Origin of the sequence: Nocardia sp. CA-129566, assembly GCF_050956075.1 — a bacterium.
Classification (GTDB): domain Bacteria; phylum Actinomycetota; class Actinomycetes; order Mycobacteriales; family Mycobacteriaceae; genus Nocardia.
In genome coordinates this window covers 4,978,952-4,991,219 of record NZ_CP192085.1, presented here as the reverse complement: position 1 = coordinate 4,991,219, position 12,268 = coordinate 4,978,952, and the positions used below count along the sequence as shown (strand labels likewise).

12 protein-coding genes and 1 pseudogene are annotated in these 12,268 nt (G+C 63.0%); 6 read left to right on the top strand and 7 right to left on the bottom strand.

The annotated features are described in order from the left end of the window. Nucleotides 1-49 precede the first annotated feature (49 nt). Entirely contained in the window at nucleotides 50-631 is a 582-nt protein-coding gene (locus tag ACQP0C_RS21520) for a group II intron maturase-specific domain-containing protein (protein ID WP_433722434.1), read from the top strand. 208 nt (nucleotides 632-839) lie between these two features. Here ACQP0C_RS21520 and ACQP0C_RS21515 read toward each other — a convergent pair whose 3' ends face one another. Continuing rightward, the gene (locus tag ACQP0C_RS21515; protein WP_433722432.1) at nucleotides 840-1,220 is read right to left on the bottom strand and encodes a putative quinol monooxygenase; all 381 of its coding nucleotides are present in this window, start codon (nucleotides 1,218-1,220) and stop codon (nucleotides 840-842) included. Between the two features lie 75 nt (nucleotides 1,221-1,295). Between ACQP0C_RS21515 and ACQP0C_RS21510 the strand changes: the two genes are divergently transcribed. Then, a complete protein-coding gene (locus ACQP0C_RS21510; protein ID WP_433722430.1) occupies nucleotides 1,296-1,994 on the top strand; it encodes a TetR/AcrR family transcriptional regulator in 699 nt (232 codons plus the stop codon). A gap of 302 nt (nucleotides 1,995-2,296) precedes the next feature. Here the strand turns inward: ACQP0C_RS21510 and ACQP0C_RS21505 are convergent, their stop codons facing one another. Next, nucleotides 2,297-2,740, bottom strand: a complete 444-nt coding sequence (locus tag ACQP0C_RS21505; protein ID WP_433722428.1) for a MarR family winged helix-turn-helix transcriptional regulator — start codon at nucleotides 2,738-2,740, stop codon at nucleotides 2,297-2,299. A gap of 153 nt (nucleotides 2,741-2,893) precedes the next feature. Here ACQP0C_RS21505 and ACQP0C_RS21500 point away from each other — a divergent pair, with 153 nt between their 5' ends. The 3 genes and pseudogenes from ACQP0C_RS21500 to ACQP0C_RS21490 all read left to right on the top strand — a co-directional run. Next, nucleotides 2,894-4,411: an FAD-dependent monooxygenase gene (locus ACQP0C_RS21500; RefSeq protein WP_433722426.1), complete on the top strand. Its 1,518-nt coding sequence runs from the start codon at nucleotides 2,894-2,896 to the stop codon at nucleotides 4,409-4,411. A 151-nt stretch (nucleotides 4,412-4,562) separates the two neighbouring features. Then, a complete protein-coding gene (locus tag ACQP0C_RS21495; RefSeq protein ID WP_433734614.1) occupies nucleotides 4,563-5,048 on the top strand; it encodes a carboxymuconolactone decarboxylase family protein in 486 nt (161 codons plus the stop codon). Between the two features lie 827 nt (nucleotides 5,049-5,875). Further along, nucleotides 5,876-6,264: pseudogene (locus tag ACQP0C_RS21490) on the top strand (transposase); the annotation flags it as partial. Nucleotides 6,265-6,333: 69 nt separating this feature from the next. On the opposite strand, the gene mqo reads toward ACQP0C_RS21490, so the two are convergent. Then, complete coding sequence (gene mqo, locus ACQP0C_RS21485; protein ID WP_433722424.1) at nucleotides 6,334-7,833, bottom strand: malate dehydrogenase (quinone); 1,500 nt, start codon at nucleotides 7,831-7,833, stop codon at nucleotides 6,334-6,336. A 92-nt stretch (nucleotides 7,834-7,925) separates the two neighbouring features. Here mqo and ACQP0C_RS21480 point away from each other — a divergent pair, with 92 nt between their 5' ends. Next, nucleotides 7,926-8,864 carry a LysR family transcriptional regulator gene (locus ACQP0C_RS21480; protein ID WP_433722422.1) on the top strand — a complete coding sequence of 313 codons (939 nt, stop codon included), beginning with the start codon at nucleotides 7,926-7,928 and terminating at the stop codon, nucleotides 8,862-8,864. On the opposite strand, the gene ACQP0C_RS21475 is transcribed toward ACQP0C_RS21480, so the two are convergent. The 4 genes from ACQP0C_RS21475 to ACQP0C_RS21460 form a co-directional block, all read right to left on the bottom strand. Continuing rightward, the gene (locus ACQP0C_RS21475) at nucleotides 8,846-9,883 is read right to left on the bottom strand and encodes a UbiA family prenyltransferase (protein WP_433722420.1); all 1,038 of its coding nucleotides are present in this window, start codon (nucleotides 9,881-9,883) and stop codon (nucleotides 8,846-8,848) included. The genes ACQP0C_RS21480 and ACQP0C_RS21475 overlap by 19 nt on opposite strands. A gap of 34 nt (nucleotides 9,884-9,917) precedes the next feature. Continuing rightward, entirely contained in the window at nucleotides 9,918-10,337 is a 420-nt protein-coding gene (locus ACQP0C_RS21470) for a VOC family protein (protein WP_433722418.1), read from the bottom strand. An 18-nt stretch (nucleotides 10,338-10,355) separates the two neighbouring features. Then, a complete protein-coding gene (locus ACQP0C_RS21465) occupies nucleotides 10,356-10,838 on the bottom strand; it encodes a glycine-rich domain-containing protein (RefSeq protein WP_433722416.1) in 483 nt (160 codons plus the stop codon). Between the two features lie 63 nt (nucleotides 10,839-10,901). Beyond that, nucleotides 10,902-12,077 carry an NAD-dependent epimerase/dehydratase family protein gene (locus ACQP0C_RS21460; protein ID WP_433722414.1) on the bottom strand — a complete coding sequence of 392 codons (1,176 nt, stop codon included), beginning with the start codon at nucleotides 12,075-12,077 and terminating at the stop codon, nucleotides 10,902-10,904. Between the last annotated feature and the right edge of the window lie 191 nt (nucleotides 12,078-12,268).

The following is a 12,268-nucleotide window of genomic DNA, read 5'->3' as shown; positions in this document are numbered from 1 at the left end:
CCTCACGCCACGGTCGGCATAACCCACCGGTCCCCATAAGCCGACTGTCGTGCTGGTCCACGGGACCGAGCACGACACCGAGGCGATACGCGAACAGGTCAGGAAAGTGCTTGCACCGCTAGGGCTTCGGTTATCTTCGGAGAAAACTACGGTGCGGCACCTGTCGGACGGGGTCGATTTCTTGGGGTTCCACATCCAGTGGCGTCGCAAGCGCGGCTCGGACAAGTGGTTCGTCTACACCTTCATCGGTGACCGGCCCCTCCGGTCGCTGAAGGCGAAAGTCCGTGCCCTGACTCATCGGTTGTCCCAGCAGAGTCTGAGCTATGTGATCACCCGGCTCAACCAGATTCTGCGTGGTTGGTCCAACTACTTCAAGCATGCCGTGGCCAAGAACCGGTTCGCCGTTCTCCAGAAGTTCGTCTGGAAACGGATGATCGTGATGTTGCAAACCCGGCACAGCTGGAATTGGACCGACATCCGCCGCCGCTACACCACCCCCGCTGGGCGGTGGCGGCCCATCACAGCGGCGGACGGGACCGTGTTGTTCGACCTCAACAGCGTGACGGTCAGCCGTTATCGCTGGCGCGGACACACGATCCCGAACCGATGGGCGACTCTTCAACCAGCCTGACGGCAGAAACCGTGGAGAGCCCGTTGCGTTGAGAGGCGCACGGCGGGTTCGGCGAGAGGTCCGGGGAAACGGAGCAGGAGCAATCCCGCCACCGCGCCCCGGGCCTACTCAGCGATTGACCCGTTCGGGATGCGCTCGGGCGCTTGATTGTTGAAGATGTCGCTGGTGCTCTGGCCTCCGAGCGATGTGATCGAGTCGCGGTCGCGTTTCATTGCGGTTCGACAAAGGAACCAGTACCCGGTGGGCAGATCTCCTGGACGAACTCGCCGCGGAATGCGTCGAAGATCAGGTCCTTCGTGGCGATGTACTCAGCCATGTAGTCACGTTTGCCGTGTTCGATATTGGCCTCGAGGCTGACCCAGTGTTCCAGAAGAGTGAACGACTGCGGATCGTCTCTGTCCTGGAAGATACGGAATTCCAGGCAGTCGGGGTTGGCGCGAGTTGGACCGGCGATCTTCTCCAGCGCCCGTTGCGCCACGTCGATCTGATCCGGCCGCGCATGCACTCGCACAAGCATGACCAGGGGTCCGGGATGCTTCGGTGACGCCGCAGCGGCCCGTGCGGTGACCCCGGAGTGGGTATCTGACATGGGGAAAACATACCGCAATTTGGTTCATTGATCCAAATTGGTGCGATGCTCCAAAAATGCTGGCAGAATCGGGCCATGGCAACACGAGCGCGCCGGGCACAGCGGCGCAACCAGGTGCTCTCCCGCGAGCAGATCATCGCTACCGCTATTGAGCTGCTCGACGGCGGCGGCGAGAGCGCGCTGACGGTCCGGGCGCTGACCGAGCGCCTGGCGACCGGAACCGGGGCGATCTACTACCAGGTAGGCGCCCGAGACGAGCTGCTGGATGCCGCGACCGAAACAGTCATCCGCACTGTGCTGGACACCGAGCCCGCCGGGGCCCGGACTACTGCGGTGGACGAGATCCGCGCCGTGGCGCTGGGCCTGTTCGATGCGATCGCCGAACATCAGTGGCTTGCCACGCGCTTGGCCCTGCAGATCACCCGCAATCCGTGTGGGCCGGTGACGGTGGGGATCTTCGAGCGGTTCGGCCGGCAGGTGGGGGCACTGGGTGTGCCGCAAGCCGCGTGGTTCGACGCGACTTCGACGCTGGTGCACTACATCCTCGGTGCCGTCGGCCAGAACGCCCGTGTGGACGGTGATACCTCGGGTGTCGACCCCCAGGCCGACCGCGGTGAGTTCCTCGCCGCGGTATCGACCGCGTGGCAGGAACTCGATCCCGACGACTACCCGTTCATGCACGTGATCGCCGGCCAGATGCGTGAGCACGATGACCGCGAACAGTTCCTCACCGGCATCGCCGCCGTCCTCGACGGCATCACCAACCTGCGCTGACCCGTCGAATCCGATCGGGTCAGCGACAATCAGAAGGGAATTTCTTCATGCATGACGTCATATTCGCGGGCGCCGGCCCGATCAGCCTGTTCTTGGCCGGCGAACTCGCGCTGGCCGGTTGTGCTGTCCTCTGGGGCGAGTGATCGGTCCAACCCAACCCCTCCAGAGCGAGTGTCTCCTGCCGACGATGTCGATGTTGTGTCTTGATCGAAGGCGCCCAGGTGGGGGTTGGGCGCCTTCTGAGTCGGTCCCAAAGCGGAAGCACCGCGGGCGGGTGGATTGGTGGGGCCTTTCCCTCGTCGCTACTCGATAAGGGAGTCGTCGGCGATGGTGCCCAGGTGCGCGGACAGGTCGTCTACGAGCCTGCCGATCAACCGGACGAGGTCACGCTGGTCGGCTTCGGACCAATTGGCCAAGGCCTGGTCGAACCAGCCATCGATGACGAGCAGATAGCGGCCGACCAGCTTCTCGCCGTCGGGGGTGAGGGTGATCAGGCGGGCGCGCTGATCGTCCGGGTCGGGGACACGTCGAACCAGTCGGCGCCGCTCGAGACCGTTGAGTTGGCGGGTGACGTGTGGGCCGGCCACCTGCATGCGGGCGGCGATCTCCCCGACCCGCATGGGACCTTCGGCGGATTCGAGGATCACCAGGATCGTCAGCGCTGGCCGTTCCAGGGTGATTCCGGCTGTGGCCGTGGCGGTTTCGAACAGCTGCCCGCGGCCCAGCGTGGTGCTGAGCTGTGCCATGCGGGGCAGTAGCCCCTTCAATGCATCGTTGTCGCTGATAATCCATCCACCTTGATTAGGTACCTACTTTAGGTATATAGTACTCCGCATTCCCGATCGGCCGACTGAGAAGACGGTTGGCCACATAAAAGATACCTAAGGTAGGTAGATTAAATGGCGATCACCCTGAGCTCGACCGATGTTCTGATCGTGGGTGCCGGCCCGACCGGGCTCACCCTGGCGATCGACCTGGCCCGCCGCGGCGTGGACTACCGCATCGTCGAGCGAGCCGCAGGCCCCAGCACGGCATCGCGGGCCAAGACGATCCAGCCGCGGGCCCTGGAGGTCGCCGACGACCTAGGCGTGATCGATCGAGTGCTGGAACTGGGGCAGGTGCATGTGCCGACCCGCCATTACGACCGTGATCGCGTGATCTCCGAGGCGGTGGAGGCTGCTGTGGGGGTGCCGGATCCGGGGGTGCCGTACGCGCCGGTCTGGCTGTCGCAGCCGCTGTTCGAGCAGATCCTGCGCGACCGGCTCGCCGAACTCGGCGGCCGGGTCGAATGGAAAACCGAGGCGAGGGCCGTCGCGCAAGCAGCTGACGCCGTGGAGGTAGGCGTGTCCACGGCGATCGGTGACCGGCGAGTGCGGGCCCGCTATGTCGTCGGCTGCGACGGCGGGCGCAGCGTGGTGCGCACGCAGAGCGGCGCCACACTCGAAGGCGTGTCCTATGGCGAGCATCGCTGGTGGCTCGGTGATGTTCACATCGCCGGTCTTGATCGGCACTGCCAGCACGTATGGATGAGCCCCGAGAATGGGATCTTGTCGCTGTTTCCGCTGCCCAGCACCGACATCTGGCAGTTCCAGGCGTCGATCCCCGCCGACGACCCCGACCCCGCCTCGCCGACGCTGGAGCTGTTCCGCCGGTTGTTCACCGAGCACGCCGGGCTGGCGGATGTCGCTATCGACGCCGCGGGCTGGTTGTCGTTGTACCGGATCAACGTCGCCCTGGCCGACCGATACCGGGTCGGCCGGGTTTTCCTCGCCGGTGATGCCGCCCACGTCCACTCACCGGCCGGTGGGCAGGGGATGAACACCGGCATTCAGGATGCCTACAACCTCGGCTGGAAACTCGCCGCGGTCCTCGACAGAGCCGACGAAAACCTGCTGGACACATACGAACTCGAACGCCGCCCGATCGCGCAGGCGGTCCTCGCCGACAGCACCTCCCGCATGCACGCTCTCATGCGCTCCGCACACAGCGGCGACCGAGCAACCGCAGTCCGCGGGCTCACCGACGACTTCACCACCGGCCTGACCATCGCCTACCCCGGCAGTCCACTCACCGGCGCAGGGGCGCACGACACCCACGTTCGCGCCGGAGACCGAGCTCCCGACGCTGTCGGCGTCGACGCCTCATCCGGTCATGAGATCCGAGTATTCGATCTGCTGCGCGGCCCGCATTGGACCCTGCTCACCTTCGACCACGGCGGGCCCGCACATCGGCACAGGACCGGCAGCCCCTTGGCCACCGCGCCGCGAACGGTCCGCATCACCACCGACAGCACCGCGACCGGCCCCGGCACGATGTTCGACACCGACGGCCAAGCCCACCGCAACTACGACGTCACCGGCGACACCACGGTGCTCATCCGGCCGGACGGATACATCGCCGCCCGCGCCGCGGCCTGATGCCCCGCGCCAGATGCCGGGCACCGCCGATTCGCGACACCGAAACAACGTGCCGCACATCGTATCCCGGCAGTGGCACACAGAGGGGGTCGTCGGCATCTTGTGTTCTTTCAACACGGAAACACGCAATCTCAACAGCAAGGACGAAGTCATGGAACCCCGTTTCAACCTCAATACCAACGAGCTCGGCGCCAAGTTCGCCAAGCGGTTCGGCAACGCCAGCATGGTGATTGTCCAGTCGACGCTGCCCAAGGCTACGCAGGATCTGATGACGCTGCGTGTCAGTCAGATCAACGGCTGTGCATGGTGCACCGACGTACACAGCAAAGACCTCGCACACGCAGGAGAGTCTTCGGTGCGCATCAATCTGGTCGCGGCCTGGCGCGAGGCTTCGGTGTTCACCGAGGCCGAGCGGGCCGCGCTGGCACTCGCGGAGGAAGGCACGCGGATCGCCGACGCCGGTCGTGGTGTGTCCGACGAGACCTGGGCCGAGGTGCGCGAGCATTACGACGACGACCAGATCGCCGCACTGGTCGCCTTGGTCGCTCAAATCAACGCGGCCAACCGGCTCGGTGTGATCGTGCGCCAGCAGGGCGGCTCCTACGAGCCTGGCATATTCGCCGAAATCACCGGCTGATCGGCAGCCGAATCGCGGTTGGGTCGGGATCATGCGACCCGGGCCGAACCTTCGCGTGTCCTGCGTGCGCGTCCCGGGTGGTGCTCGTCATCTAAACGGGCAACCGCATCCACTTGCGCGTAGCGAGCGCACTTCGACGGCGTTGCAGGCCCACGGAGAGAAGGGACACGAAAAATGGGTATGGTGATGGCATGTACACGAAAAGTGTGCATAAATACCACATTTCGAGTGTCCTGGTCCCCCTCCGGACACAAGTAGAACGTCACGTCACCGGTTCTACCTGCGGTTATGCAGGACGGGCGGGTGATGGCGGCGAGCCGAATCGATGCATTACCGCAGGTGGGAGCCCTGTGGGGGTTCAATTCGGGTTCAGCTGAGAGAATCCTAAGAAGCCGGCACGTTAGCCCGGCCAATCGTGGACAGTCATATCACGGAAGTCTTTCCAGCTCGGCGGATATCGATCGAGGCCTTTACTAAATCTGGGATACGGCCCCGCTCGCAACGCCGATCAGAAGGGGCCTTATGCGGAACGATCGCGCGGTCGACCCCTCGGCCGAGACCGCCCGGTCGACGCTCACACGCCTATCGCATGACAGCGCGAGATCAACGGAACTCAGAGTTGTCGTCCCGAAGGATCCACCCAACCTCACGCCGGCCGCTGCTCGCGCCCTGCTGCGCCTCATCCAAAATCTCGCGTCCGAGGCCGCGATACCCCAGACGCCCGAGCATTGACACGCGAAAAAACGAGGCCGCATTCAGAATCTCGTTGGCACGCTGCCCGACGTTTCGTGCTGGCCCCGATCTGCCCGAGCTCCGGGCCCGGATGGCGCACAGCGGCGCCGTTGACCGTGCGGGTCATCGAGTCACGATCGACGACAGCCGCGACAATCCCGAACACTATTGGCTGCTGACCACGATCCTGGACCCGCAACAGGCCGACGCGAGCGAACTGGCGGCCGCCTATTCCCAGCGCTGGGAGATCGAGAACACCTTCGACGAACTCGAAACCCACCAGCGCGGGCCGCGGGCAGTGCTGCGTTCGAAGTCTCCCGACCTGGTGCAACAGGAGATCTGGGGGAATCTGTACTGCCACTATGCGATCCGCGCCGTCATCCTCGACGCCGCCGTCCGATCTGGGCGCGCCCCGGATCGGATGTTGTTCGTCACGGCCCTGCGAATCACTCGAAGATCACTGTCCCACAGCTCATTTCCCCCTCACGACCGTGACGCCACCACCACACTGTGGCAATCCCGTGGCCCGTTCGTGACCGGGGAGGGAGAACATCTACGAGGCCAAACCCAGAATCTGCCCTGTCCTAGTGAGATTGTCATCAACATGGTGTTGCTCTGCGCCTATCGGCGTTGTCATGGCCGGCATCATCCGGTGGAGCAACGGCTCCCATCGGGTCGTCTCGTGTGGGAAGCATCGTGCCAGTAGGTCGACCATGATCGCCGGGGCGGTCGAAGCACCCGGTGACGCGCCCAGGAGCCCGGCAATGGTGCCCTCTGCTGCCGTCACCAGTTCGGTACCGAAGGTGAGGACGCCGACTGTGCGGGAGTCCGGCTTGACCAGCTGCGCGCGCTGCCCGGCCTGAACCAGATACCAGTCGGCAGGGTCGGCGGTCGGGTAGAAACGTTGCAGCTGTGCGAATTTGCGGCGCCGCGTGGAGACCAGCTGCCCGATCAGGTAGCCGACCAATGTCAGGTTCTGAATGGCGACCGCCAGCAATACGGCCATGTTGCGCATGCGCACCGTGGTGAATAGGTCGATCAGCCGACCGTGTTTGAGCAACCGCGTGCTGAACGTGGCGTAGGGCCCGAACAGCAGCGATTCCTGGCCGTCGACGACGCGTTTGTCCAAGTGCGGCACCGACATCGGTGGCGCGCCGAGTGACGCCTGGCTGTAGACCTTTGCGTCGTGGCGGCTGACCACGTCGGGGTTGTCGGTCCGCAGAAACTGCGCACCGAACGGAAAGACACCGTAGCCGCGGACCTCGGGAACACGGGCCCTCTGAAGCAGTTTGAGCGCGTATCCACCCGCGCCGACGAACACAAAATTCGCTCGAACGGTGAAGCGCCGCTTGGCGCCGCGGTCACGGCCTGTGATTGTCCAGGTCCCGTCTGGCCCGCGGCGCAGACCGGCAACTTCGTGCCTGACCCGCACCTGTGCGCCACCGTTGGTCATCACATCGACCAATGCACTGGTCAGGGCACCGAAGTCGACATCGGTGCCGGCTTCGTAGCGGGTGGCGGCAATCGGCTCGCCGCGGCCGCGCCCGGCCATCAACAATGGTGCCCAGTCGGCGATCACCGCAGGATCCTCGGTGTATTCCATTGCCGAGAACAGCGGCAACTCGCGCAGCGTGTCGTACCGGCGCCGCAAATAAGCCACGTCCCGGTCGCCGAACACGACATCCATGTGCGGGGAGGGGTTGATGAACGACGCGGGCTCGGTGATATCGCCATCTTCGACCAGCGTGGCCCAGAACTGGCGCGACAGATGAAACACTCCGCCGATCTGCTCGGCTTTCGCCGGATCATCCGGGTCGGGCATGTAGTTCAACTCGCATATCCCCGAATGTCCCGTCCCGGCGTTATTCCATGCATTCGAGCTCTCGGCACCAAGCTCACCTAGGCGTTCGAACATCACAACGGACCAGTCCGGTTGAATCTTGGCGATCATCGCGCCCAGCGTCGCGGACATGATGCCGCCACCGATCAGCACAACGTCGATGATCTCCTCCGGGACAACCGGTTTCGCGGTCGTGGTGTGCTCTGATCCCATGTCGATCCTCCCCTGGATGCGGTGTTCACAGCATCGTCACGCACACGCAATTCATCCGTCTACTACCAAGATTGGGTGATTATCATCCGAATATGGATGACTTTCCGTCAGCGCAGCTGGAAGCACTCGCACCCCTACTGGCGGCGTTCGACACCACGGCATATACGGGTCACATCACACGCGCGGCGGAGGGGCTCGGGGTTCCTCAGTCATCGCTGAGCCGACGTTTGAGAGCCGTGGAGAAGGCGGTCGGTGTGCAGCTGTTCCATCCGGTTGGGCGAGGTATCGCGCTCACTCCCGCTGGGCGGGAACTGTTCGAACGCACCCGCGGACTGGTCCGCGCACTCGACGATGCCATCAGTGCGGTCCGCGGCAACGCTGACCCGGAATCTGGTCTCGTCCGGTTCGGTTTCCCGCTCACCCTCGGACCCGTCAGCATTCCGTCCATGCTGGCCGAATTCCATGCCAGCGCACCGCGTATCCGTCTCCACCTCGTACAGGCCCATGGCGAAGGACTTGCCAACCTGATCCGCGACGGACAACTCGATCTCGCCGTCATGATTCCCTCGCCCACCGACCTACCCGCACAGGTACTGGGACAGCAACGCATCCACCTCTACGTACCTCGCCAGCACCGCCTCGCCACCTGCGACACCGTCCACCTCGCCGATCTCCGCGACGAAGCCTTCATCGCCAACCCGCCCACGTACCACTTGCGCCGACTGCTCGACTCCTGGTGTACCGAAGCCGGATTCACGCCGAACGTCGCCTTCGAGATCACCGAATTCGAAACCCTCCGCTCGCTCGTCGCGCACGGACTGGGTGTCGCGCTGCTTCCCGAGCCCGAAACGCCGCATCCCGGCCTGCACCGTGTCCGGCTGTCCAGCCCGCGCGACCGGACGATCGGGCTGGTCTCGAGCAACCACCGACCCACCCCCGTGGTCGCGCGCCTGCATGACTACATCGCCCACCATGCGATGGCCCACATAGGTGCGCGCCGACCACCTAGGCATCACACTCTGGAACTCTGAACAGCCAACTCCTTGAGCCCGTTCCACACCGTAAATTCGTCACCGACGATTCTCGGCTGCAGCCTCATCATCACCGCAACGATCCGGACACCGAACGTGGCGATCGACGCGGTCGCAGCGAGAACGCTCGGCCACATGAGCACCAGCAGCATCAGCAGGAATGCGTGAACGTAGGTGTAGCTCACCTCGTAGAGCGCGATCATCGCAGGTGTCGTCTGCGCCCGCTCACCGAAGTAGACGACCGCGAGGACAACCGGCACCAGGACGAGGACCCACAGAACCCTCGCCGGGACCGCACCGACCGCTGCGAGGATGAAGACCAGCGCATACGGACTGGTATGCACGACCACCAGTGTGGTGGCGCGCTGCCACAGCTTCTTGATGCTGAAAATGCTTGCGGCACCAACGGCTTCGTCGCCCTCCACATCGGGAAGGTCTTTGGACACCGATGCCGCCGCGATGAACAGCGCGACGACCCAGACGATGGGCGACACCGTGGACCACGGGGCGTTGAACGCCCAGGCACCTGCGACCTCGCACGCGGCGACCCACCCGAACACGATCTGCGGGAGTGGTGGCACTCGTTTGAATCGTGGTCCCCAATTGTAGAGGGGTGCAGCGACTCCGGCAGCGAGAAGGATTGCCGCAGGCGCAATTCCGACGAAGATCGTGAACGGGATGGCCCCGATCGCGAGCGTCAGGTAGCCGGCCCAGACGACGCGCCACAGGACCTTTTCCGGTAGCGAACGGAGAAGTGCGGCGCGTTCTGGTTGATTGACCGCGTCTTCCTCGCGGTCCACCAACTCGTTGTGGATCGAGGCCGTGGCGTCGCATACCCATGTCGCGACAACCAGTAAGACGAACCAGACCGGATTATGGAATCCGTGATCGGCAGCCGAGCCGAAGTACCCGAAGAGCAGCGGTGTCGTCCACAGAAACCAGAACGGCACCTTGCTGATCTTGAGGATTCCTACCACCACGGCAAGGGCCGAGCCGGATGAGTCGCCACCTCTGACCATGCTGTCTTCCATATGTATTCGCCGGTTCATATCCTCACCCCTGCGACTTGGGCATGAGTTGCAGATATTGGCCCCACGATGTGCGTGCGTAAACAAACCCAGAGGAATGCGGGTCGTAGATTGTGCAGCCAAGCCCCGCGAGCTTGCCGACAGTAGCGTCGAGGTCATCGATCCACAGCGCGAGGTGGCTACCGTGATCTGCGGCGAGCGTGCCCCGGTTTCGGGATTGTCTGTTCCACTCGATTGCTTCGATCTCCACACCCGATCCAGCACGGAAGAACGTGAATCGACCTTCGGCGTCGGAGTTCAAGCCGAGCCACCTCTGCATGGAATCGCCTTGCGGGTCGGAGACAGATGATCTCCAGCCCACCTCGAATCCCAGGCCATCGCCGAACACACGAGTTGCCAATTCCAGGTCCGGTACATTGACGCCAACATGCCCGAGGATATTCACTGTTGTGTTCTCCTGATCTCAGTCTCGAACCTGGTATATCGGTATTCCGTATTCTCTCCTGTACAGCTCTAACACCCTTTCCCACGATTTCATGAGGGCATCTTTATCGCTGTCGCCACGCGCACCGAAATAGGGATAATGGTGGTGGTAGGTTCCGAAGATTCGCGCGCAATCCCGGTGATAGGCGCGCGTGTCGAGCATATGCGCATGCCAGAACTGATCGATATCCGGAGACGGCGGCAATTGCTCGCCAAGATACTTCCGGCGAAGATACATCCAGTTCTTGTACTGGCGTTCTACCGCTCGCGCTTTGCTGTGCGACCACCCCAGCCCGCCCTCGAGCCCTGGCTGACTGGTCAGCTTCTGAATTAATAGTTCGAAGTCGATGGCGTCGATGTACTCCCGAACCTGCCCCAAGTCTTCGATGAGGAACTTCTCCGGGCTACGCTCTTCTTTCATGACTCCCACCGGTACCGAGGGTGGCGTTTCGAAATCTTCCAAAGGGTTGCTCCTTCGTATGCCCGAATCCAGGATGCCGCGATTCGCATGTGGGCGGTTCGGTGATCAACGACATCGGGAAATGAAATCGTCTTCGGCGGCGTAGCAGAATGTCGCGTTGCCGTTCCTCTTGAAATATCCGGGAAGCTTGGCATGCCAGTCGGTGACATTGCTTTTCATGTAATCGGCGAGCCATGTGGTCGTGACTTCGAGCGTTCGTTCCGGTGTGACGATCGCTCGGTAGCCCAATTCCGCCTCCGCGTGTGCCATTCCCGCAGTGACACGGGCCGGTGTCGACCACGGCGTATAGCCGATCATCGGCGCTGGCGGAGGCCCTGGTCGCACGAATTCCTCCCACTCCCATTCCAGGTGCGCGGCGATCTGCCGGGCGATGCCGAGGACGTCATGGGGATCGTGATCGGCCGCGTTCACGGTTCGGTCACCGGGAGATTCGCAGCACAGACGGATGATTTCGGCCAGATTGTCGACGGAGCAGCGATTGAACTTCTCATGGCCATCTCCACACAACACCAGCCGCTCACGGCGATCGAGCACCCGCTTCACGAAGTACCATTCTCGTGCCGCTGTACTGTTCGGTCCGAAGACTGCGAACGGACGGACAATGGATGTAGGTGCGATCCGCAGAGCTCTGACCGCCCGCTCGACCGCGACCTTGCCGCCGCCATAGGTCATATCATCAGGCGGCAGAATCGGATGTGCCTCATCGATCGTCAACGGGGCGAACCAATCGGCGGTGTCGTAATTGCCGAAGTACGGTTTGCCGCTGACGCCTCGATACACGGCACCGGATGAGATGACGATCAGGCTCCCGACGAGGCCACGCAGGCAGTCCAGTTGACCGATATCCTCGGCCCGGTACGCGATCACATCGATGAACGCATCCGCACCGCTTCCCACCGACCTCCGCAGCTGGGCTGCATCTTCACGGGGATAGGAATGGACTTCGGCCCCCATACTCGCGAGCTCTTGCGTCATCGCAGGCGCGCCCCATCCGGCGACCGTGACATCCCAGCCGGCCGTGAGAAGGTGTCTCGTGATCGTGCTGCCGATGAACCCTCCGCCACCGAGAACTACAGCCCTGGGCAATTGATCCCCCCAGACAAATAGACACGGCGGCACAGCCGAAGCCGCCTGCAATTCGAAATTCGCTATTTTGACCGGCAGAGCTGTTCTGAGCTCTTTCGAGAGTTCAGAACAGCTCCGATCGCAAATTACGTGCACATAGTCGGTGCCGCGATCTGCTCTTCCGAAATGGTCTCCTCGATCGACTCTGCGGGAGTGTCAATCTGGTTCTCCATGCGCTATTCACCTCCCCCCATGTCGTAGTGCCGACAACCTGAATTGGAGCACGCTCGACGTCACCGGTCAAGCCGATCACAATCGAAATCAAATGTGATCAGGATCACTTGACG

What these genes read in the sequence shown, in the direction of transcription:
- ACQP0C_RS21515 (WP_433722432.1), bottom strand. Translation starts at nt 1,220, where the DNA reads ATGTCAGATACCCACTCCGGGGTCACCGCACGGGCCGCTGCGGCGTCA.
- ACQP0C_RS21510 (WP_433722430.1), top strand. Translation starts at nt 1,296, where the DNA reads ATGGCAACACGAGCGCGCCGGGCACAGCGGCGCAACCAGGTGCTCTCC.
- ACQP0C_RS21505 (WP_433722428.1), bottom strand. Translation starts at nt 2,740, where the DNA reads ATGGCACAGCTCAGCACCACGCTGGGCCGCGGGCAGCTGTTCGAAACC.
- ACQP0C_RS21500 (WP_433722426.1), top strand. Translation starts at nt 2,894, where the DNA reads ATGGCGATCACCCTGAGCTCGACCGATGTTCTGATCGTGGGTGCCGGC.
- ACQP0C_RS21495 (WP_433734614.1), top strand. Translation starts at nt 4,563, where the DNA reads ATGGAACCCCGTTTCAACCTCAATACCAACGAGCTCGGCGCCAAGTTC.
- mqo (WP_433722424.1), bottom strand. Translation starts at nt 7,833, where the DNA reads ATGGGATCAGAGCACACCACGACCGCGAAACCGGTTGTCCCGGAGGAG.
- ACQP0C_RS21480 (WP_433722422.1), top strand. Translation starts at nt 7,926, where the DNA reads ATGGATGACTTTCCGTCAGCGCAGCTGGAAGCACTCGCACCCCTACTG.
- ACQP0C_RS21475 (WP_433722420.1), bottom strand. Translation starts at nt 9,883, where the DNA reads ATGGTCAGAGGTGGCGACTCATCCGGCTCGGCCCTTGCCGTGGTGGTA.